Source organism: Nocardia sp. NPDC058519, from assembly GCF_042719755.1.
In the GTDB taxonomy this organism is placed as follows: Bacteria; Actinomycetota; Actinomycetes; order Mycobacteriales; family Mycobacteriaceae; genus Nocardia.
Window position 1 is genome coordinate 103557 of record NZ_JBHXNK010000021.1, and the last position, 21262, is coordinate 124818.

General features: G+C 67.6%; 23 protein-coding genes. 9 read left to right on the forward strand and 14 right to left on the reverse strand.

Annotation, left to right across the window (positions count from 1 at the left end; all coding sequences use genetic code 11):
* The first annotated feature begins 13 nt into the window (after positions 1–13).
* On the forward strand, positions 14–2854 hold the full coding sequence (locus tag ACFWPK_RS22845) for an ABC transporter substrate-binding protein (protein ID WP_378918848.1): 2841 nt from the start codon (positions 14–16) through the stop codon (positions 2852–2854).
* A gap of 21 nt (positions 2855–2875) precedes the next feature.
* Here the strand turns inward: ACFWPK_RS22845 and ACFWPK_RS22850 are convergent, their stop codons facing one another.
* Positions 2876–4303, reverse strand: a complete 1428-nt coding sequence (locus ACFWPK_RS22850) for an amidase (protein ID WP_378918850.1) — start codon at positions 4301–4303, stop codon at positions 2876–2878.
* Between the two features lie 142 nt (positions 4304–4445).
* Here ACFWPK_RS22850 and ACFWPK_RS22855 point away from each other — a divergent pair, with 142 nt between their 5' ends.
* The 5 genes from ACFWPK_RS22855 (at position 4446) to ACFWPK_RS22875 (ending at position 8106) form a co-directional block, all read left to right on the forward strand.
* Positions 4446–5312: an alpha/beta fold hydrolase gene (locus tag ACFWPK_RS22855; protein WP_378918852.1), complete on the forward strand. Its 867-nt coding sequence runs from the start codon at positions 4446–4448 to the stop codon at positions 5310–5312.
* Complete coding sequence (locus ACFWPK_RS22860; RefSeq protein ID WP_378918853.1) at positions 5299–5898, forward strand: TetR/AcrR family transcriptional regulator; 600 nt, start codon at positions 5299–5301, stop codon at positions 5896–5898. Before ACFWPK_RS22855 ends, ACFWPK_RS22860 begins: the two co-directional genes overlap by 14 nt.
* 47 nt (positions 5899–5945) lie before the next feature.
* Complete coding sequence (gene recO, locus ACFWPK_RS22865; RefSeq protein WP_378918855.1) at positions 5946–6734, forward strand: DNA repair protein RecO; 789 nt, start codon at positions 5946–5948, stop codon at positions 6732–6734.
* A gap of 116 nt (positions 6735–6850) precedes the next feature.
* The gene (locus tag ACFWPK_RS22870; protein ID WP_378918857.1) at positions 6851–7669 is read left to right on the forward strand and encodes an isoprenyl transferase; all 819 of its coding nucleotides are present in this window, start codon (positions 6851–6853) and stop codon (positions 7667–7669) included.
* A gap of 83 nt (positions 7670–7752) precedes the next feature.
* Positions 7753–8106, forward strand: a complete 354-nt coding sequence (locus tag ACFWPK_RS22875) for a YbjN domain-containing protein (RefSeq protein ID WP_378918932.1) — start codon at positions 7753–7755, stop codon at positions 8104–8106.
* 3 nt (positions 8107–8109) lie between these two features.
* Here the strand turns inward: ACFWPK_RS22875 and ACFWPK_RS22880 are convergent, their stop codons facing one another.
* On the reverse strand, positions 8110–8862 hold the full coding sequence (locus tag ACFWPK_RS22880) for an LGFP repeat-containing protein (RefSeq protein WP_378918859.1): 753 nt from the start codon (positions 8860–8862) through the stop codon (positions 8110–8112).
* 109 nt (positions 8863–8971) lie between these two features.
* The gene (locus ACFWPK_RS22885) at positions 8972–9580 is read right to left on the reverse strand and encodes a TetR/AcrR family transcriptional regulator (RefSeq protein WP_378918861.1); all 609 of its coding nucleotides are present in this window, start codon (positions 9578–9580) and stop codon (positions 8972–8974) included.
* Positions 9581–9684: 104 nt separating this feature from the next.
* On the opposite strand from ACFWPK_RS22885, the gene ACFWPK_RS22890 reads away from it, so the two are divergent.
* Positions 9685–10659, forward strand: coding sequence for a hypothetical protein (locus ACFWPK_RS22890; protein WP_378918863.1), 975 nt, complete (start codon positions 9685–9687; stop codon positions 10657–10659).
* Between the two features lie 121 nt (positions 10660–10780).
* On the opposite strand, the gene ACFWPK_RS22895 is transcribed toward ACFWPK_RS22890, so the two are convergent.
* The 11 genes from ACFWPK_RS22895 to ACFWPK_RS22945 all read right to left on the reverse strand — a co-directional run bounded on the left by ACFWPK_RS22895 (position 10781) and on the right by ACFWPK_RS22945 (position 18171).
* A complete protein-coding gene (locus tag ACFWPK_RS22895; protein WP_378918864.1) occupies positions 10781–11179 on the reverse strand; it encodes a PIN domain-containing protein in 399 nt (132 codons plus the stop codon).
* Positions 11164–11427 carry a type II toxin-antitoxin system Phd/YefM family antitoxin gene (locus tag ACFWPK_RS22900; protein ID WP_378918865.1) on the reverse strand — a complete coding sequence of 88 codons (264 nt, stop codon included), beginning with the start codon at positions 11425–11427 and terminating at the stop codon, positions 11164–11166. The genes ACFWPK_RS22895 and ACFWPK_RS22900 overlap by 16 nt, the downstream gene beginning before the upstream one ends.
* 41 nt (positions 11428–11468) lie before the next feature.
* Entirely contained in the window at positions 11469–12221 is a 753-nt protein-coding gene (locus ACFWPK_RS22905) for an ESX secretion-associated protein EspG (RefSeq protein WP_378918867.1), read from the reverse strand.
* Entirely contained in the window at positions 12208–13542 is a 1335-nt protein-coding gene (locus ACFWPK_RS22910; protein WP_378918869.1) for a hypothetical protein, read from the reverse strand. Before ACFWPK_RS22910 ends, ACFWPK_RS22905 begins: the two co-directional genes overlap by 14 nt.
* Positions 13539–13919, reverse strand: a complete 381-nt coding sequence (locus ACFWPK_RS22915; RefSeq protein WP_378918871.1) for a hypothetical protein — start codon at positions 13917–13919, stop codon at positions 13539–13541. The genes ACFWPK_RS22910 and ACFWPK_RS22915 overlap by 4 nt, the downstream gene beginning before the upstream one ends.
* Before the next feature lie 9 nt (positions 13920–13928).
* Positions 13929–14504 (reverse strand): DUF3558 domain-containing protein, encoded by a 576-nt coding sequence (locus ACFWPK_RS22920; protein WP_378918873.1) that lies wholly within the window; start codon positions 14502–14504, stop codon positions 13929–13931.
* Positions 14505–14597: 93 nt separating this feature from the next.
* Positions 14598–15110: a hypothetical protein gene (locus tag ACFWPK_RS22925; RefSeq protein ID WP_378918874.1), complete on the reverse strand. Its 513-nt coding sequence runs from the start codon at positions 15108–15110 to the stop codon at positions 14598–14600.
* Entirely contained in the window at positions 15107–16966 is a 1860-nt protein-coding gene (locus ACFWPK_RS22930) for an alpha/beta hydrolase (RefSeq protein ID WP_378918876.1), read from the reverse strand. Before ACFWPK_RS22930 ends, ACFWPK_RS22925 begins: the two co-directional genes overlap by 4 nt.
* Positions 16966–17259 carry a type VII secretion target gene (locus tag ACFWPK_RS22935; RefSeq protein ID WP_378918878.1) on the reverse strand — a complete coding sequence of 98 codons (294 nt, stop codon included), beginning with the start codon at positions 17257–17259 and terminating at the stop codon, positions 16966–16968. Before ACFWPK_RS22935 ends, ACFWPK_RS22930 begins: the two co-directional genes overlap by 1 nt.
* Before the next feature lie 107 nt (positions 17260–17366).
* Positions 17367–17837, reverse strand: coding sequence for a Fur family transcriptional regulator (locus tag ACFWPK_RS22940; RefSeq protein ID WP_378918880.1), 471 nt, complete (start codon positions 17835–17837; stop codon positions 17367–17369).
* Positions 17821–18171 carry a helix-turn-helix transcriptional regulator gene (locus tag ACFWPK_RS22945; protein WP_067456316.1) on the reverse strand — a complete coding sequence of 117 codons (351 nt, stop codon included), beginning with the start codon at positions 18169–18171 and terminating at the stop codon, positions 17821–17823. Before ACFWPK_RS22945 ends, ACFWPK_RS22940 begins: the two co-directional genes overlap by 17 nt.
* Before the next feature lie 188 nt (positions 18172–18359).
* On the opposite strand from ACFWPK_RS22945, the gene ACFWPK_RS22950 reads away from it, so the two are divergent.
* The gene (locus ACFWPK_RS22950; protein ID WP_378918882.1) at positions 18360–19760 is read left to right on the forward strand and encodes a glycine--tRNA ligase; all 1401 of its coding nucleotides are present in this window, start codon (positions 18360–18362) and stop codon (positions 19758–19760) included.
* Between the two features lie 129 nt (positions 19761–19889).
* Positions 19890–21206, forward strand: a complete 1317-nt coding sequence (locus tag ACFWPK_RS22955; protein WP_378918884.1) for an acyltransferase — start codon at positions 19890–19892, stop codon at positions 21204–21206.
* Positions 21207–21262: the final 56 nt, after the last annotated feature.

Below are 21262 nucleotides of genomic sequence, written 5' to 3' on the forward strand. Positions count from 1 at the left end.
GGAGGCCGAAGAAGTGCCCGATGCCAATGATGTCGGCAAGCTGCTGGAGCTGCTGCGGGCGCTCGAGATTCCCGACGCCCGCCCGCGGGTGCTGCGCGCACTGGTACACGGGCGGCGGGCGCTGCCACGCCCGATCGTCGAAGTGGTCGGCGTCGCCGGGCATACGGCACTGATCGCCGAAATCTACAGTTGGCTCAGTGAATCCGGTGGCAGGCGGGCGACGCCGCGCGTCAAGATCGACCTGCACGCGCCCGACCTGCCGCGCACTCAGCTCACCCCCGACCTCAACGCGATCGACGCGGGTCCGCACGCCAATGATCAGGAGATCCCCGGCCACTGCCTCCCGATCGTCCAGCAGCTGGTTGCCGGTTTCGCCGCCGACGACACCGCGATGGGCGCGATCAAGTTCCCGCGCTACCGCACCGCCGACTGGCTGACCCGCCAGCGGGTGACCTCCGACGAATCCGAGGCACCCGACGAACTGCGCCGCAGACTGCCCAAACTGCTGCGCAGCGGCTCGCCGACCAGCCGTTCCGATACCGCCGAAGGCGTTGCGGGCGACACGCTTTCGCGCGTGGTCTTCGGTGTGCTGGCCCTGTGGCCGGTGCTGCGGTTGTGGCTGTGGGTGTCCGGGCGCATTCCCGGTATGTCGAAGGTGACGCGGTGGTTCCTGCACCAGCGTTACCTGGCACCCGAATTGTCGGGCAGTTTCCTGGGTTTCGCGTCCCGGCTCACGGCGTCGCACCGGGTCGACGAGAACGAGGAGCAGGTCGCCAAGCTCCTCGTGCACGCGTTTCTCGAGGACCTGCGCGACGCCTACCGGCGCCGGATCTGGCGCCCGTCGAGCTGGCGGCGCACCGCGTATCCGGTGGCGTTGCTCGGTGGTCTGGCCGAGGGCAGCGACGGTGCGCGCATCCTCACCTGGATCAACGAAATCCGTAACGAGACGGGCCTTTTCGATCCGCTGGTGGTCGTGGCGCTGCGTGACGAAGGGCCGAGCCGCGAGGTCGGCGAGCTCTCGCACATCAGCGATCTGCGGCCGCTGCGCACCCTGGAAAGTCTCGCCGACGCCCCGACCCCGCAGCCGACCGATCCGCTGCAGGAGTGGGTGCGCGAGATCGACAACCGGCGCACTCATCGCCAGGCCGACGCGTGGTTCCTGCCCTTGCGCGCGATCCTGCCGCCCGACACCGCACCGCGCGTCAGCGATGCTCGATTCCGTGGTCTCGCACTGCCGCCCGCGCCGCCGCTCGCCGCGCGTAGCTGGTTCGTCGGTCTGTGTGTGCTGATCCCGATCGTGCTCGCCGTGGCCGCGACCCTGGTCTACTTCCCGCCGTTGCGTGGTGCCGAATGTTCGCACTGGCCGTGGACCGGCGGAGTCTCGGTGAGTCTGCGTGACGGTGAATGTGTCGGCTACAGCGACAACCCCCGCCAGACCTTCGCCGATGACCCCGAGTTGTCGGCGATGCAGCGAGAAGTGTTCCGGCTCAATGTCGCCGCGGCCGACGCGCGCGCGAGCAACCCGAACCGGCCCTTGGTCTCGCTGGTGTATTTCGCCGGCCTCAGCTACGTCGACACCAACGTTCGCTACCCGCACGCTCAGGTCGAGGAACTCGCCGGCCTGGCGGTGCAGCAGCGTCGCGCCTTGCTGGCCTCCGACGAATCGGAACCCTTGCTGCGCATCATCATCGCCAATGGCGGTTCCGATATGCGCCACGCCGGTTGGGTAGTCGACAATTCGCTGCGCGAGCTCGTGGCCGATGACCCCAGCGTGCTCGGCGTCGTCGGGATCGATCGCAGCAACGACGAAACCCGCAGGGCTATCGCCCGTCTCGGCGAACTCGGCGTGCCCGCGGTGGCCACGACACTGTCCGCCGATGGTCTCGAACAGGCATCTCCGCTGTATTTCCAGGCGGCACCGAGCAATAGAGTGCAGGCTCGCCTCGTCGCCGACTACGTGCAGGGTGCCCGTGATCGCAACGGCACACCCCGCTACGACAAGGTGGCGATCTATCACCCCGAGGCGGCCGGTGACCTGTACGTGACCACGCTCGTCGAGGATGTGCAGGCCGAACTCACCAAACGGGGGGTGGCGCAGCAGAGTATGAGCTGGCGTGAACAGCAGCAGCTCTATCGTTTCCCCGCGCCGTGTGAGACCGCCGGATTCGACCGCCGCACCCTGCTGTTCTTCGCGGGCCGCAACGACGACTTCCCGACCTTCGCCAAATCGGTGAGTCGCGGCTGCATCAGCGGCGCTGGCCCGGCGATCCTCGGCAATGACGCGGTGACCAGGCTGATCACCGATCCGAAAGCCACCGCGGCACTGCCCGCCAACCTCACCGTGCGCTACGTGTCCAAGGCTTCGCCGGTCATGCTCGGCGGCGCCGATTGTGTCAGGGGCATCGGCAAACTGGGCGACCAGCCGGTGCCGTTCGAACACGAGCAGCTGTGCACCGAACTGGCCGGGTTGATCGAAGAACTCCGTGGCTACCCCGACCTCACCGATTACCGGCCCACCTGGGCAGGCGACCGCACCGGTCTCGCCTTCGACGTGAGCGGCCTGTTCCTCCAGGCTGTGCGCAACAGCCGTGGCGTCCTCGCCGACCTTCCGCCGAACCGGACCGCCATCGCGGTCCAGTTGCGCGAGTCCGACTATCGCGGCGTCACCGGCACGCTCGGCTTCTCGACCAGTCGGGTCGCCGATGGCTCGTCGATCGCGGTCCTGGTCACCACCGCGGTCGGCGGATCGGGCCCGCAGCGCTGCCTGATGATGTTTCCCCGGCAGACCGGTCAGGACGGCTGTCCGTCGGGCACGAAGAGCGATCTCGAAGGGTGGGTCGAGCCGGCCGGGTAGCGCTCGTGCGCACCTGGTGAATCACCACCACCGCTCGGGCCGGTGCCGGTCCCAGTGCAGTTCCGATTCCAGCTGGGCCGCGAGAGAGATCAGCAGCGGTTCACTGTCGGCGGTGCCCATCAGTTGCGCGCCGATCGGCAGCCCGGATTCGGTGAAGCCCGCCGGCACGTTCACGCTCGGCCAGCCGAGAACGTTCCACGGCCAGGTGTACGGGCACGCGGCGGTGATCAGATTGTTGGTCGCGCCGACGCCGATGCCGTCGATCTCTTCCACCTGTGGGGGAGGGGTCGCGGTGGTCGGCGACAGCACGAGGTCGTAGTCGTCGAAGAATGAACCGATTCGCTTGTGCAGCAGCGGTTCCGCGAGCCGCGCCGCAGCGAGTGCGGGCCCGCTGAGCACTCGGCCGATGCGCGCATTGGCGGTGGTCCGCGGGTCGACGACGACCCCGGGCATATTCCGGTGCACCCGGCTGATCCCCGCCAGCGAGCGCGGCAGGAAGGACGCGCCGATCATCAGCCCGTAGTGCAAGTTCGTCACGGTGACGGTATGGCCGAGCGTGCGCAGAGTGGCGGCCAGCGCGTGTACCGCCGCCGCGATCTGCGGATCGAGCGCGGTCTTGGTCGCGGTATACGGAATGCTCAGGGAGACGGCGATTCTGAGCTTGCCGGGATCGCGCCCCACGGCCGCGCTCGCATCGATCGGCGCGGGCTTGTGCCGGTCGCCGTCGTGCGGCCCGGCGGCGATGTCGAGCAGTGGCGCCGCATCACGCACGGTGCGCGCGAGCGGGCCGTTGACGGTGAGCCCGTTGAACGCCTCCGCCAGCGGCCAGGTGGAGATGCGCCCACGCTGCGGCTTGATCCCGATCAGGTTCGTCCACGACGCCGGGATGCGCACCGACCCCGCACCGTCGGAACCCAGTGCGGCAGGGACCAATCCGGCCGCGACCGCCGCCGCCGACCCACCCGATGACCCACCCGGCGTGCGCGCGCGATCCCATGGGTTGCGGGTGTATCCGAACGCGTCACCGCTGGTGAACGGCAACTGCCCCAGCTCGCAGGTATTGGCCTTGCCGACGATCACCGCACCCGCCGCGCGCATCCGGCGCACCGATTCCGCGTCCGCGGTCTTCGGCGCGAACTCCCCACCGCACCCGAACGCGGTGATCTCGCCGCTGATATCGGTGTCGTCCTTGACCGCGATCGGCACGCCGAGCAGCGGCAGCCGCACCCCCGCGGCCCATCGCGCGTCCGCCTCGGCCGCCTCCCGCAGCGCGGCCTCGCGACGCACGACCCGGAACGCGTTGAGCGTCGGCTGCGACGCCTCGACCCGGTCGAGTGCGTCGGCGACGGCGGCAACCGAGGAGATGCTGCCGTCGGCAATGGCCGCGGACAGGTCGGTGAGGCCGAGGTCGGCCGAGGAATTCGGCGCGATGTGGTCGGGCGCGGACATGTGAGCTCCGTCTCTGCTGGTACGTGGCTCGACCGTAACGCGTAACTGGTCACCCGTCCACATCCCCTAGGGTGGGTATAGACATACATACGGGATGTATGTAACAGTGGACGGGTCCAGCACTCGACCAGGGGAGGACCCCATGGGAATCAGCTCAGCACTCGGCCCGGCGCACGAGATCGCTCTGTCGTCCGGCCGCGTCCGCTATCACGACACCGGCACCGGATCGCCGGTCGTATTCGTCCACGGACTGCTCGTCAACGCCGACATCTGGCGCGGGGTGGTACCCGGCCTCGTCGCGGCCGGACACCGCTGCCTCACACCCGACTGGCCACTCGGATCCCACTCCATCCCGATGCCCGACGCCGACCTCAGCCCCGTCGGCATCGCGGACCTGATCGCCGAGTTCCTCGACGCACTCGACCTCACCGATGTCACCCTCGTCGCCAATGACACCGGCGGCGCGCTCACCCAGATCCTGATGACCCGCCGACCGGAACGGATCGGCCGCGTCGTCCTGGCCGCCGTCGACTGCTACGAGGTGTTCCCGCCCCAGCCCTTCTCGAGTCTGCTGAAGGTGGCGAAGATTCCCGGTGTGATCCGTCCGCTGCTGGCACCGATGCGCTGGAAGTTCGCGCAGCGCCTGCCGCTCGGCTTCGGTTGGGTGACCAAACACGATCTGCCGCAGGACATCGCGCAGTCCTACCTCGGTCCCGCCCGGCGCAGCGCCGCCATCCGCGACGACCTGCGCCGTTTCGCCGCCGCCGTGGACAACCGATGCACCATCGCCGCGGCCGAACGTTTCCCCATGGTCGATGTGCCGGTGCTCTTGGTGTGGTCGACCGAGGACAAACTGTTCCCGATGGCGCTGGCGCAACGCCTGGTCGCCGATCTACCGCGGGCGAGCCTGCGCACCATCGATAATTCCTACACTTTCGTCCCCGAGGACCGGCCGGAGTTGCTCACCGAACTGATCGTGGAGTTCACTCGGCTGCATGCAGCGCCGTAGTCAGGAGGATCGTTCCCGCACTACCCGAGCCGCGCTCGAGCAGGCAGGCCGCAGCCTGTTCGCCGAGCGCGGCTTCGCCGGTACGTCGGCCGAGCAGTTGGTGGCCGCCGCCGGTGTGACTCGCGGCGCCCTGCACCACCACTACGGCGACAAGCGCGGACTGTTCCTCGCCGTCCTCGAACAGGTCGAGACCGAGGCCACCGAGGAGATCGCGAGCGCGGTCGCCGCGGTCGACCGCGCCGACATCATCGGCGGGATGACCGCGGGCCTGGCCCGCTTCCTCGACATCTGCGCCCGCCCGGAAATGCTGCGCATCGTGCTGATGGACGCCCCGACCGTTCTCGGCTGGCCCGCTTTCCGCGAATTCGAAGCGCGCCACGGACTCGGCCTCATCACCGCCGAACTGCAACGCGCCACCGACGCGGACCTGATTCCGGTCGCCCCGGTCCCGGTGCTCGCGCAACTACTGCTCAGCGCCATCACCGAAGCCTCGCTCATCGTCGCCCACGCCGACGACCCCGAGCGCGCCCGTCTCGAAACCCAGCAATCGCTGCTGCTGCTCATTGCCGGCCTGCTCCGGTCCTGATCCGTGTCCGTGACCCCGGTGTCGGGCACGCATGGAAGACTGGCCACGTGCGGTTGTATCGGGATGAGGCGATAGTGGTTCGCCAGCACAAGCTGGGCGAGGCCGATCGCATTGTCACGCTCTTGACCAGGCAACACGGTCTTGTCCGGGCGGTGGCGAAGGGGGTGCGGCGCACCAAGTCGAAGTTCGGGGCGCGGCTCGAGCCGTTCTCCTACATCGACGTGCAGTTGCATCCGGGCCGCACGCTCGACATCGTCACCCAGGTCATCACCGTGGAGGCGTTCGCCGCCGACATCATCGACGACTACGGCCGCTACACCACCGCGTGCGCGATCCTCGAAACCGCCGAACGCCTCGCGGGCGAAGAACGCGCACCCGCCCCGAAGCTGCACGTACTCACCGCGGGCGCCCTGCGCGCCATCGCCGCCAAGCAGCGCCCGCACGAGCTGATCCTCGACGCATACCTGTTGCGCGCCATGGGCTTTGCCGGTTGGGCACCCGCGCTCGACGAATGCGCCCGCTGCGCCACCCCCGGCCCGCATCGCGCCTTCCATGTGGCAGCGGGCGGCGCGGTCTGTGTGCACTGTCGTCCGCCGGGCGCGAGCACGCCTGTCACCGGGGTGCTCGATCTGCTCGTCGCCCTGTTGAAGGGGGAGTGGGCCTACATCGACAGCGTCCCCGACAACGTCCGCCGCCAGGCCAGCGGTCTGGTCGCCGCCCACCTGCAGTGGCATCTGGAACGTCAGCTGCGCACGCTGCCGCTGATCGAGCGATCCCGCATCGAATCCCCGACCGTGGATCGGTCCGCTGCCGCTGTCGTCGGTCGGGTCGGCTGATCAGGGTCGACGCCCCGCGTCCGTAGGCCGGTCGCCGCGCACGATGCCCGCGAGTAGTTCCAGCAACGACCCGTCAACCCGGAGCCCGTGCAGCCCGCACCCGGCGATCAGGCAGGATGGATGCCGTGATCCTGCGTCGTGACTCTTCTCCCGCGAGCAAGCCGGACGGCACCCGCACCGTGCGCCCGCCGTCCCAGCATCCCTCCGGCGCGCGCCCGCCGGCGATCCCGCCGGAGCTCGTGCCGAACCACGTCGCGCTGGTGATGGACGGCAACGGCCGCTGGGCCCAGGAGCGTGGGCTGCCGCGCACCGCCGGACACGAACGCGGCGAGGCCGTGCTCATGGACTCCGTCGAAGGCTGCATCGAGATCGGCGTCAAGTGGCTCTCGGCCTACGCCTTCTCCACCGAGAACTGGCGGCGCAGCCCCGACGAGGTGCGCTTCCTGATGGGCTTCAACCGCGACGTGATCCGCCGCCGCCGTGACGAGATGCACGAGATGGGTGTGCGGGTGCGCTGGGCCGGGCGCCGACCGCGCCTGTGGCGCAGCGTGATCAAGGAACTCGAGGTGGCCGAAGAGCTCACCCGCGACAACGACGTGATGACGCTGACCATGTGCGTCAACTACGGCGGCCGTGCCGAAATCGCCGACGCCGCAAGGGAAATCGCGCGCCGGGTAGCCGCGGGTGAGATCGACCCGGAGAAGGTCGACGAGGCCACCGTCGCGAAGTACCTCGACGAACCCGACATGCCAGACGTCGACCTTTTCCTTCGCCCCTCCGGCGAGTTCCGCAGCTCGAACTTCCTGATCTGGCAGGCCGCCTACGCCGAATTCGTCTACCAGGACACGCTTTTCCCCGACTTCGACCGGCGTAACCTGTGGGACGCGTGCCTGGAATACGCCAAGCGCGATCGCCGCTTCGGTGGCGCCAAATGAGCGACAGTCACGACGGAGCCGACATGGATGCGCTGCTCACCCCGGAACTCGACCTGCAAGCACGCGCCGGTGCCTGCCTGCAGATGCAGGACATCGAAGTCCGCGTCGACAACGACCGGTCGCTGGGATTCGAGTACGACGGTGCCCTGTGTTCGATCCGCGCCGTCACCCTCGCCCCCGGCCTCACCGTGCTGTCGCTGACCAGCGTGCTGGCTTGGGATCGTCCGCTCAAGGCGGCCCTGCACAAGCGCGTCGCCGAGCGCAACAACGAGATCCAGTTCGGTTCGGTCACGCTGATCGCCCGTGGCCAGCTGGGCGACGTCATCCTGCGCTACACCTTCCCCGCCGAAGGCCTGGACGACGGCGCCCTCACCACCATGCTGCTGCTGACCCTGTCCGGCGCGAGCCGAGCCCGTCAGGGACTGCTCGCGCCGTAACGGTCAGTTGCTGGGCTTCCAGGTGATCTTGCCGCCCTGGAAATCCTGGGCCTTGCCGCCCTGGTAGTCGTATTCGTCGCTGGTCGGGTAGCCATAGCGGCCGCCCTCGGCGCCCGCGCGGATCCAGTCGGCCTGGATGTTGCCCCAGACCGCGTGCGCACCGGTCTTCGACGTCCAGTAGATGGCGCCGGTCGGGAACATGGTGAACTGGCCGTCGCCCTTGCCTGCCGCGGACACGTCGGTGAGCGGGAAGCCGAGCGGGCTCGATTCCCAGCCCAGCGCGCCCCACTTGTCCAGGATCGGGCCGCTGATCTGGTGCGCGCCGGTGCCGACGGACCAGTAGATCGAGCCGTTCTGGAAGTGGTTGTAGCGACCGCCGCCCGACGGGGTGGACTGCTCGCGGGTGATCGGGTAGCCGAGCTTGCCCGACTCGTTGCCCGTCTGGGCGAACTTGTCGCGGATCTGGCCCGCGACGGTGTTGGCGTTGGTGTCGGGATGCCAGTAGATGGCCGCGTTGTCGGCGAAGGTCTGGTACTTGCCACCGGCCGCCGCGTCGGCTTCCGGGGAGGTGGGCTCGCCCAGCGCCGGGCCGCCCGCCTGGTCGTATTCGGCCTCGATCGCGCCGCCCACCTCGAATCCGCCGATCATCCGGGCCTGCGCGGTGCCTGCCATCGCCGCGGGCAGCGTGGCCGCGACGGTGAGGGTCGCCAGCGCGGCCAGGCCGCGTGATCGAAGGTTTCGACGGTGCAATGTCACAGGAAACTCCCTGGTCGGATCGGTATTCAACGATGTCCGGCGCTCGGGACCCCCTCCGGTGCCGCACCCGAACCTACCCGTTGGGCGCCGGTGGCAACAGTGGCCTTGCTCACCGGGGGTGATGGGGTGGTCCCGGCAGCATCACCTCGAGGCCGCGGGCGAAATCGTCCGGTGCGACATCTCCGAGCAGCAGGTGCTGCAGGATGAACCCGGGCAGCAACCCGATGATCGTCTTGGCGATCGCGTCGGAATCGGTGCCGGGGGGCAGCCAGCCGGTTTCGCGCAACCGGTCCGCGTACTCGAACCACAGCTCGCGCATCGACGCGATGGCTGTGCGCACCGGGACGGCCGCCTCGGTCGAGACCAGTGCCAGCGCCCACGCCTGCGGGGCGAGCCGCAGCGGCCCCTCGGGTCCACTCCGCTTGACGATCTCGGTCGTCAGCAGCCGGATGACCTCCGCTGGGGGAGGCGGGTCCTCGCTGCGAATGATCTCGGCGAGCCGCTCGCGCAACGGCCCCATCGTGCGGTTCACCAGCGCGCCGATGATCTCGTTCTTGCTGGTGAAATACCGGTAGACCGCACCCGCCGACATCTGCGATTCGGTGAACACATCCTGCATCGATGTCTCGTGGAACCCCTTACGGGCGAAGCACAGCTGCGCGGCGTCGAGGATCTGCTGCCTGCGGCGTTCCAAGTGTTCTTCGCTGACTCGGGGCATGGGTCAAACGTAAAACGAATGTCCGTTCTTGACAAGCGGGGGTGGGTGGTGTCACGGTAAGAAAGTCAAAAAGAACGAACATTCGCTTTAAGGGGATAACCGCCATGACGATCACCCGCCGAGCAGTAGCTCTCGGCCTCGCGGCCACCGCGATCCAGGCCATGATGCTGATCGCCTTCGCCTGGCCCACCGTCAACCTGGCCCCGCGCGACCTGCCGATCGCCGTCGCGGGTCCCGGCTCCGTCCAAGTCGCCGAGCAACTGCGGCAGCGCGATTCCGAGGCGTTCGAGATCACCACCGTCGCCGATGCCTCCGAGGCGCGAACCGCGCTGGCCGACAACGAGATCTACGGCGCCATCGTCACCGGCAACGGCGCGCCGCAGGTCCTGGTCGCCTCCGCGGCCTCACCGGCCGTCGCCCAGCAACTCACCGCCGTCGCCCAACAGCTCAGCGGCCTGCCCGCCGCGCAAGTCCAGGACGTGATCGCCACCGACCCCGACGACCCGCGCGGCGCAGGCTTCGGCTCGATGGTCCTCCCGCTCGTCATGTCCGGCATCGCCGCTGGCGTCCTGCTCACCCTGCTGATCCCCTCCTTGGGCGCCCGCCTCGCCGGCCTGGCCACCTTCGGCATCGCAGGCGGCCTCCTCAGCACCCTGGTCTTCCACACCTGGCTCTCGATCCTGCCCGGCGCCTACCTCGAACTGGCCGCCATCGCCGGCCTCGCCTCCTTCGCCGTCTCCGCGACGATCGTCGGCCTGGCCGCGGCCATCGGCCGCCCCGGAATCGGCCTCGGCGCCCTCACCATGCTGTTGGTCGGCAACCCCTTCTCCGCCGCCACCTCCGCCCCCGAACTCCTGCCCCAGCCCTGGGGCACCCTCGGCCAACTGCTCCCGCCCGGCGCCGCCGCCTCCCTGCTCCGTTCGGTCGCCTATTTCGACGGCGCGGGCGCCATCGCCCCGCTCACCGTCCTACTGGCCTGGGCAGCAGGGGGTGTCGCTCTCCTCGGCATCGCCGCAGTGCGCTCCCGCCCGGTGAGCACCTCTGCCACAACTCCTGAACCGATGGCCGTACCTGCCTGACCGTCCACGCAAAAATGCTCCGCACGAACAACTTTCGTGCGGAGCATTTTTGGGCTGTGCTGTGAAAGTTCCACCGGTACTGTTTCTACACGCCGACCTGTGTGAGCCGGAGCAGGCAGGTTCACGGAGTGATTGCAGTGACTCCCGGCAGGTCGCCGAACTTCGCCTTCGTATCGAGCGAGACGACAGTGCGACCCGATTCCGCGGCGTGTGCCGCGATGATCAGATCGTGCGCGCCGCGCGGTTTACCGGATCGGCGGATGTGCGCGAGCAACTGTGCGTGGCGGGTTGCTGTCTGCTCGGTGTACTCGAGGATGTCGATGTCGTCGAGGAGGACGGCAAGGCGGCGGGAACGTTGTGCCGCACGTTCAGCCGTGTCGGCGAGTTCGATGCCGACACGGAACTCGGCGACCGTCACTGCGGCTATTGCCAATTCGTCGTCGTCGTACGCTTCTCGATCGATGGTTCCGCGCTCGTAGGCGATCAAGAGACCTGTGTCGAGGATCAGTCGTCGCCCCATGGGTCCTCCAGATCATCGGCAACCATGGCGAGCGCGTCGTTGATGTCGGTAGCGAAGTCGTCGTCGAAGGGCGGCGCGTCAGAATCCTCCAGCGCGCGCCGTAGTGCCAGGCCGGTCTTTTTCGTCGGCGGAGAGACGGTTGCCACCGTTCGCCCGTGGCGGACGATGCGGATCGTCTCGCCGTGTTCGGCGCGGCGTAGAACGGCCGAGAAGTTTCGGGATGCCTCGGCGGCAGACATCGTGGTCATGAAATCAGATTATCTGAATTTGCTCGTTCCGGCCAGCGGGCTCAGGCCGGAAACTCCTGGTGGTAGCGCTGGGCTCGGGTGAGCATGCGGTGGATGCCGGCGATCATGCGGTCGGTGGGGAGGGGTTCGGCGACGATGGGGTCGCCGGTTTTCACGTAGTAGCGGCCGTCGGGGTAGTCCATCCACCAGAAGGTGCGGGCGGGGGTGGGGCGGGCGTCGAGGGCGGGGCCGGAGAGGGCGGAGACTTCGCCGAAGGCTTGGCGGGGGCGGCGGAAGAGGCGGTTGAGCTGGTCGGCGGAGGTGAGCCGGCCCGCTCGGTATTCGAAGTGGTCTTCTTCGGCGGCCAGTTGGTCTCGGCGGACCTCGACCGGGGGTTTCTTGCCCGGTTTGGTGCGGGGGAGGGCGGCTACCGTCAGGGCCGCTACCTGGATGGGGGTGCAGTAGGTGAGGGTGACGCCTGCGCCGGTGTCCTCCGTGGTGCCCGGTGCTTGTTGCAGGGTGACGCCGACCGCGCCGCGGATCGCGCCGTGGAAGCGGATGATGTTCGAGTTGTCCTTGCCTACATAGCCTTTGGATTCGACTCTGGCTTCGGGGTCGAGCAGGACGGACAGGGCGCGCTCTACCGCGGGGTCGTATTTGCGCAGGAGGGTTTCCACGGCCGCTTCCCGGTGCTGCTTCAGCTCGTCGAATTCGGCTATGTCGGTGCGGTATTGGAGAGGGTAGGGGAGGCGGTCGCGGCCGTAGCCGGACCACAGGATCTCGAACTCGATTCCGGTGAATTCAGTTCGGTGCACTGTCGTCGTCTCCGCCGATCACGGGGGGTACGGTCCTGATCTCGTCTGTGCCGAGCAGGAGGTCAGCGTTTTCCTGGGTGATCAGGTAGTCGGGGATGGCCTTGGTTCGTTCCTCGTCGGAGTTGCCGCGGCCCGCGCCGGGAGCACCCATGCCACCGATACCCGCCGCGCCGCGACCGGTGCCGGAAGAAGTTGTGCCCGAGCGGGTTCCGGCTGCGGTCGCTGCTGCGGGGGACTGGCTGCCCGGGACGGCTTTGCCGGGGGATGCGCTCGTCGGGGTGCCGCCGCTGGCGCGGGGCGAGCCGCTCCCGCCCTGACCACTGCCACCGCGGCTGCCGACCACTGAGCCGCTGCCACCGGGGGTGCCGACCACTGAGCCGCCGACGCCGAGGTTGCCGGTGCCCGGAGCTGCCACGCCGGGGCTGGTCGGCGTTGTGGCGGTCGGTGTTGTTGTCGTGGTTGTGCTTTGAGGCGTGGTCGAGCCCGGCTCGGTCGAAGACGGTGTGGTGGAGGGCGGTTCGGTACCGGATTCCTCGGGCGTCGCGCCGTCGCCGGGCGTATCCGCTGTCGGGTCTTCGGTTGTGGTGCCCTCGGTGGTCGAACCACCTTGGGTACCACCGGTGTTCGTATCGCCGTTGCTACCGGGACCGCCGTCGTCGCCGGCGATGGTCGGCGCTGCAGGGAGGAAGGGGACGCCGTTGTCGGTTTGACCGGCGACCTGGCTGTACACGGAGCGCAGGATCCGTCTGCCCTCCTGGGTGGCCTCGTCGCGGTTGTGGTCGTCGACCTTCATCACGCCGTCGGCGGGCAGCAACTTGCCGGTGACGTTGGTGCGCTCGGTGAGGCCGGGCATCAACGCTTGGGTCTGCTCGATTCCGGTGCGCATCTCGCTCAGTTTAAGACTGATCGCGGTCGCGGCTTGCGACAGCGGAATCGATTGCTGGGCATAGTTGTTCACAGCGGTGACCGCGGCGGAGGCCGCCGCGCCCGTCCACCCGCTGTGGCCATCGGCGCCGGTGATGGTGCGGGCGAACTGCTGGTTGAACCCGGTGAACGTGCCCATCAGCGCACCACCGATATTCGCCCACGCGGTGACCGCATCGTCGACGAGCTGCGGTTTCATCGCCGCGACCGCTGCCTGCATCTGCTCGAGGGTCATGCTGTCGTAGCTGTCAGGGGTGGTGATGTGCGGTGGTTGGATGTCGCCGCCGAAGATCGTGGAGTAGTTGCCCGCGAGCTGTCGGTCATAGATCTTCGCCCGCTCGGTATTCCACTGCTCCTGTGCGGCGATCACCTTGCTCTTGTAGTCCTCGTACGTCACAGGTGTTCTCCTGTCGCGGAGATCTCGGCGCCGGTTGCTTCGTCTTGGGCGACGAAGTTCGCAATCGCCTTGGCGACAACATCTTTCGCGGTCTTGACGGCCTCGATGTGCTTCTTGAGGACTTCGTCCAGTGGACGGTCCCCGCCGGACGCGGTCAGTGAGAACTTACGCTCCAGCGTCTGACTCGAGTTGAACGAGCCGAAGCCGGAGATATTGCGGACCTGGTCAACCTGGGCGTAAACCTCTTCCAGCCGATCCAGATGGTCGTCGCAAACCCTGTCCAGATCTTTGCCGACTTCGGGATCGAGCGAGAGCTGACCTGCTTCTGCCTGGACCAAGAGTTGACTCCACTCGCCGGGGTCGATGCTCAAAAGCATGGTCACCCACTAGCTCTCGGGAAGGTATTGAGCGAAGGTGTCGGTGAGCCTGCGCACCTCCGGGCACGGCGCAGGCGGCGAGGATGCGCTGACGCGGTTCAGGAGTCTGAACAGCACCGAACCGTTCGGGACCTCAACGGCGACAGTGCAACCCAGCTCGTACGTGGAGCCGGTCGTCCGAAGTTGGAGCGCTTGGTGCGAGCCCACGGTCGTCTCGGTGAAATCGGTGAAATCTGTTCGCGCCCGGGATTCGGCGAGTGTGTGTTCCGACGACAGGACCGAGAACGTGTACTGCTTGGCGGAGTCCTGCCAGCTGCACGTCTTCCAGCCTGAGAAGTCGACCCCCGCCACCTCGTTCTTTCGGCTCCCGACATTCAGCCCAGCCCCGCTGACAGCCGAATCCGGCAACGAACACGGATCCCACACCTTCGCCTCGGCATCCACCGAAGTAGGACTCGCCGCCACACTCACACCGCTCGTCTGCGGAGTAGCCGTCCCCTGCTCCCCATCCCCGCACCCCGCGACAGCCAGCCCCACCGCCACGACAACGCCGACCACCCTCGCCGCACTACCTCGAACTGCCATACCTTCGTCCCTCCCACAGAACCGGTGCTCGTTCATGCTGTCCCCGCTCCCGAGATCGTAGTCACGCTGTTGTGCATCGCGAAAGCTCACGTTTTACTCCGCCGCGCAGGGTGCGGACGCGGTCATCGAGAACCGCACGTCGGTCGGGTCGCCTCCCGGCAAGAGCCGAAACGACGAGACGGTGTAGCCACGCGAGTCGCGGTACACCCGGTTCACGGGGTCTTTGTCCGGCCGCTGGCTCGGTTCGAGGGTGAACCCGCGCGTGGTCATCGCTTCGAGATTGGTCATCGCTCGGTCGATGAACTCCTGGGACGGGTTGACCTCTTCCATCACATACCGTGGCCGCCACGGCGGGCCTTCGGAACGCAGTGAGTTCGGGTTGGTTCGACAGCCCGTGCCCGCGGTGGTGACATCGCTGATGCCGACCGACACCGGTTCCGGCCAGATGAGTCCGAAGTTGTGCGCGACGATCGGGCTCGCCTCGGCGACGGTCAGCCCGGTCCGGTCTTTGATCTGCTGGTCGGTCGGACCTTCGTGAACGAGGGAGCCGCATCCGGCGAGAGTCGCGGTGGTCAGCGCCACGAGAGCGGTCTTCGCGGTCTTCATCTGATGTCGATCGTCGAGCCGAGGCCGGGGTTGTCGGTGATCCGCGGGTTCGCGTACGGGTCGAGGTCCGGGTCGCCGAGGGCCGCCGCGAGTCGTGCGGCACCGGCTGCTTTCGCGGCGTCGAAGGCTTCCCTCCCGCCGTCGCCGTTGTCGCCCAAACCGATATCGACATAACGTGTTTCGATCCCTCGCTCGACGTATCCTGTCGCCTCCGAGCCCTTGATGACGCCGACGATATTCTGGAACGCCGTCGACTTCGGGTCGTCCCAATACTTGCCGTGCCCGTCGGTGCCGAAGACAACCTCGTTGCGGTGTTCCTGGAAACCGTCGCTGTAATAGCCGGTGTCGAGCCGAACAACTCCGGGCACTTCATCGGGATCGCCGCCAAGCGCCTCGGACGCATGCGGATTGCCGGGCAGCGACACCGCACCCGGAATATTCAGTCCCCCTTCGGGATACGACTGCACCACACCGATCAGGTCGCCGGGCGCCGTCATCGAATACCGCTGGACGTTCGGGTTGGCGTTGTTCCACCCGGTGTCGAACACGCCGGTGCCCGCCGATGAAGCGTGCAGGACGCGGTCGGCCCGCAGACCCAACTGCTCGGCCGAGCCGACAATCGAACCACCGTAGGAATGCCCCACGTAGGAGACCGGCGTTCCCGGTGTGGACGCCGCGACTTCCCGGTCGATCTCGCGGCCGAAGTCGACAAGTCGAGGCGCCATGTCCGCGGCGAACTTCGGGCTCGGCGCACCATCGGAAAGGCTGGTCAGACTCTGCGGGAAGTCGCCCTCCATGTACAGCAGGATCGGGCCGCCCGTCTGATCGGCGAGATTCCACGCGGCAACGTGATTGGACCCCGAACCGTTGAGATTGGTACTGGTGCCGGGCACATACACCCCGACACCGGGCGCACCCGACTTCATCTCACCGACCATCTCGATCATTCGGCCGTTGCCCTCGGTGCTGAACATGACGAACTTGCGGTCGACCATGCCCAGTTGCGCTGTCGCCTTGTCGCCGGTCGCGGCCGCGGTGGTGTCGAGAGTGCCCGCGCCTTCGGGATTCGGGATCGGCGCCAGCATCGCCTCCAGTTGCTTCACCCGGGATTCGTCGCGGTTCGGCTTCGCCTTCTCCGACGTGAGCGCATTGCGGACGTTGATCTCATTGGCCTCGATCCGCATCACGAACGGCACCCCATTGAGGTTGCCCAGCTTCTCCGGCGCCGCGATCACCAGTTGACGCTGCGCTTCGGCACTCAACCCGGCCAGGAAAGTCGCCCGCTCATCCGGCGACATCGACGCCAGCTGGATCGCCACCGCATCCGGATCGTGGACCGACCCGTCGGCGAGGGTGATGTCGGGTTGACCGTCGCGCATCGCGCCGAGGTCGCCGACAGACTCGCGCAGACGCGCACCGAACAGATTGTCGAGGCGTTCGATCTCGTCCAGCCCGCTCAACAGATTGAGCTGGAAAACCCCTGCGGCGCCTTCCTTTTCCGGATCGGCATGCGTCACCCGTCCGTCGGCGGCAACCGCGAAACCTTGCGCGACCGCGAGGTTCTTCTGGTCCAGCACATAGGTTTTGGAGTGTTTCAGGCCCTGATAGGCATCTTCGGCGTCGTCGGCGACCCGCAGCAGCACGGTGCGCACCTCGTACCCGTGATCGACTTCCTCATCGATGCGTCGCGAGGCCGCGTCCTTGGTGTGGCCGTGCCAGCTACCCGCGGTCGAGACCGCGCGCGAGCAGTCGTCGACCGAGGTCGACAGGACGTCGGCGTTGGCACGGGCGGCGTCGGCGGCGCGGTGCAGCCCCTCGAGATTCCAGGTGTCGAGTTGCGGGATCGTGGGCCGCATCAGCGGGTACCGAGCTTCCCGATTTCGCCCGCGGTCTCGGCATCTTTGGCCTGGATATCGGCCGAGAATTTGTCGACCAGGTCGGCCAGCGTCGTGTACCGGGTCGCGATCGAGTCCATCGCCTGTGAAGCCGGGTCGGCCAGTCCGCGTACGGCGGCGAGTACGTCACTGCCGTCGCCGATCGCCTCGCCGGCGGTCGCCCAGCTCAGCGCGTCGACTTCGCCTGCCTCCCGGCGCCAGGTCGTCGCCATGGTCTTCAGCTGATCGGGCTCGACGCCCAGGGTCCCACTCACGATGTCCCCCTCCTTCGATGCCGAAGGACTACGCGCCCGTGTGGACCGGTCCCCTCGTGAAGGTTGGACGGGGCACGCGAAGCGAAGGTTCCATTATGTGATGTGAGTCACACTGATGCGGGTTCGTCCTCGTCCGCGTCGGCCCGGCTGCGCACGCAGTCGCGGCAGGTGCCGAAGATCTCGAGCGTGTGGCTCACCTCGGTGAATCCGTGGTCGCTCGCGATCGTCTCGGCCCACGCCTCGACCGTCGGGCCCTCGACCTCGACGGTGCGACCGCAATGGCGGCAGACCAAGTGGTGATGGTGGCCGCTCGAGCACTGGCGGTAGACGGATTCGCCGGTGTCGGTGCGCAGGACGTCGACCATGCCCGCGTCGGCGAGGGACTGGAGGGTGCGGTAAACGGTGGTCAGGCCGATGCCCTCGCCGCGTTTGCGGAGCTCGTCGTGCAGTTCCTGCGCCGAACGGAACTCGTCGATATTGCTGAGCAGGGCCGAGATGGCACTGCGCTGACGGGTACTGCGAACTCCGACCTGCTTCGCGGAGGTGTTGTCTGCCAACGGATTATCCTTCCTCGGCATGGGCGACGGCATCGACGACGATGTGCGCCAGATGGTCGTCGACGAGTTCGTAGAGCACCTCGCGGCCCGAGCGTTCGCCGTGCACGACGCCCGCCGATTTGAGAATGCGCAGATGCTGGCTGACCAGCGGCTGGGTGACGCCGAGCGCGTCGACCAGCTCGTGCACGCAGCGCGGGGACTCACGCAACTGCAGCACGATGGCGATGCGTACCGGCGCGGCCAGTGCCCGCAGCAGCTCGCCCGCGTCCTCGAGCACCGTGCGCGACGGCACGGCGGCGGGGGCAGGGGAGTGGTACGGGTTGTGCGGGTGCGCGGGCGCAGCCTCGGTCGTCATGAACCAACTCCTTAATGGAAACAGATTCCATTTTGATATGCACGGTTGCGCATGTCAAATGACGCGCCGCGCTGGACACCTCGGGTGCTGCTAACTCACTGGACGGGTGCCGATACGCTCTATTGCAATACGAACGCTACGTCGTAGTGCAATAGAGCCGACGTAGCGGACATTCCGACTCGCAGTGGATGGAGAAATCTCGCGTGGCACCCAAGTCGAAGGTGGACACCGTTGCCAACCTCGCCAAGCGCCGGGGTCTGGTCTACCCGTGCGGTGAGATCTACGGAGGCACCAAGTCGGCGTGGGACTACGGTCCGCTCGGCGTCGAACTGAAGGACAACATCAAGCGGCAGTGGTGGCGGACCATGGTCACCAGCCGCGACGATGTCGTCGGCCTGGACTCCTCGGTGATCCTGCCGCGCCCGGTCTGGGAGGCCTCGGGCCACGTGGCCACCTTCTCCGATCCGCTGGTCGAGTCGCTGCACACGCACAAGCGTTACCGCGCCGACCATCTCATCGAGGCCTACGAGGCCAAGCACGGCCACCCGCCCGCCAACGGCCTGGCCGACATCAACGATCCCGACACCGGCCAGCCCGGCAAGTGGACCGAGCCGCGCAACTTCTCCGGTCTGCTCAAGACCTTCCTCGGCCCGGTCGACGACGAAGAGGGCATGCACTACCTGCGCCCCGAGACCGCGCAGGGCATCTTCGTCAACTTCAAGAACGTCCAGGAGACCGCGCGCAAGAAGCCGCCGTTCGGCATCGCCCAGATCGGCAAGAGCTTCCGCAACGAGATCACGCCGGGCAACTTCATCTTCCGCACGCGCGAGTTCGAGCAGATGGAGATGGAGTTCTTCGTCAAGCCCGGCGACGACGTCGAGTGGCACAAGTACTGGATCGAGACCCGGCTGGCCTGGTACACCGACCTCGGCATCGACCCGGAGAACCTGCGCCTGTTCGAGCACCCGAAGGAAAAGCTGTCGCACTACTCGGCGGGCACCACCGACATCGAGTACCGCTTCCGCTTCCAGGGCGGCGAGTGGGGTGAGCTCGAGGGCATCGCCAACCGCACCGATTACGACCTCAAGACGCATTCGGAGCACTCCAACGTCGACCTGAGCTACCGCGACCAGGCCACCGGTGAGCGCTACACGCCCTACGTCATCGAGCCGGCGGCCGGTCTGACTCGTTCGCTGATGGCGTTCCTGGTCGACGCCTACACCGTCGATCAGGTGCCGACCGCGAAGGGCACGACCGAAGAGCGGATCAGCCTGCGTCTGGATCCGCGCCTCGCGCCGGTCAAGGCCGCGGTGCTGCCGCTCTCGCGCAACGCCGACCTGACCCCCAAGGCCAAGGACCTCGCCGCCCAGCTGCGCCGCAACTGGAACGTCGACTTCGACGACGCGGGTGCCATCGGCCGCCGCTACCGTCGTCAGGACGAGATCGGTACGCCGTTCTGCATCACGGTCGACTTCGACACCATCGACGACCAGGCAGTGACGATCCGCGAGCGCGACTCGATGGCCCAGGAGCGCATCGCCCTGGACAAGGTCGAGTCCTACCTGGCAGCACGGCTGATCGGCGCCTGATTCAGCAGGTCGAAGAGCCCGCATCGACCGAGTCGGTGCGGGCTCTTTCGCGTCCGCGGGGTGGGCGGTTGATCACACCGCGTAGCTGACGGTTTGCGTTGGGTGGGCGCTTGCCTCACGATCTTCGTTGTGCTGTGGGAACCGGAAGACGTGGTGCGGGTGCTCGACCCGTCGGAACAACGATTCGTGCGGCACGCGACGTTCACCGGGCGGTCGGTCACGGTGCTCGGGGAACTGGACGCGGCGGGGCTCGGCGCGGCCTTCGCGGCGCTGCAGCGGAGATTCCCGATTCTGGTGTGCCGGATCGTCGAGGATGCCGACGAGAACGGAATCCTGTTGCGCCCCGGGCATATCGAGGCCGTCGGTGCGTGGGTGAGTTTCGGTGAGCCCGACGAGGTCCGGATTCCAGCCGAGTCCATGGATCCCGGCGCTCAGCTGGCGTATCTGGATGTGGTTCTCGCCGAAGAGGATCGGGCTCGGGTCACGTTGTTCGTGCACCACAGCGTGGCCGATGCGGGGCATTGCGTCGAACTGTTCGCGCGGCTGTGGGGCTACTACACCGACTATGTGGAGACCGGGAAGATCGCGGCCGACGCGGCCCCGACGGACATCTCGACCATCGCCGAGCCGGAGGGGGTGGCGCGGGAGCTTCCGGCGTCGCTCGAGGTGTTACTGGCGCACCGGGGGATCCGGCGTGGGCGGCGGTCGGGGCTCGAGCCGGTGACGCGTCCGCTCGTCGCCGCTGACCCGATGAGCGCTGTCGAGCGGTCGGAAGCGGCTCCGGCCTCCTTGGCTCGGCCGGCGCGGATTCAGCTCGACACAGTCGCGACCGCGCGGGTGCTCGACCTGGCTCGCGCGCACGCGGTGAGCGTCAACGGGTTGGTCACCGCCGCGGTGCTACGGGCCTATGCCGATCTCTCCGGCGCGGACAGCGTCTCGTGCCTGTATCCGGTCGACCTGCGCAGGCGCCTCGACCCGCCGGTCGACGCCGAAGCGGGCACCAACCTGTCCGGCCTTGCCGCGTTCCGCGCGAATGCCTCCGACACCGCGGACCTCATCGTCCTCGCTCGCCGGATCGGCACCAGCCTGCACAACGACCTGGCCGACGGCGTGATCGAACAGTCGGTCCTGCACTTCCCGGACTTGTTCGGACCCAACCGAATCCACTCCACCGCAGGGCACATCGCCCTCACCAATACCGGAACGGTGCCCACGTTCCGCGCCCCCGCCGGGCTGTTCCTCGACGACTACGAGATCGTCTACCTCTCCGCACACCCCCGACCGTCGACCGGGGCATCCGCGGCGGTCACTTTCCTCGTGTACACCTATCTCGGCAGGTTGACCATCGGCCGGTTGGGCGGGGGAGCGCTCGCCACCGACCTGCTCGATGCTGTGGCCGCAGAGTTGTCCTGGTCACCCGCCGACCGGGAAGCCGCGACCGCCTGAGTTCGACCGGGGCGGTCGCCACCGACCTGATGTCCGCAGTTGCCGCGGAATCGTCC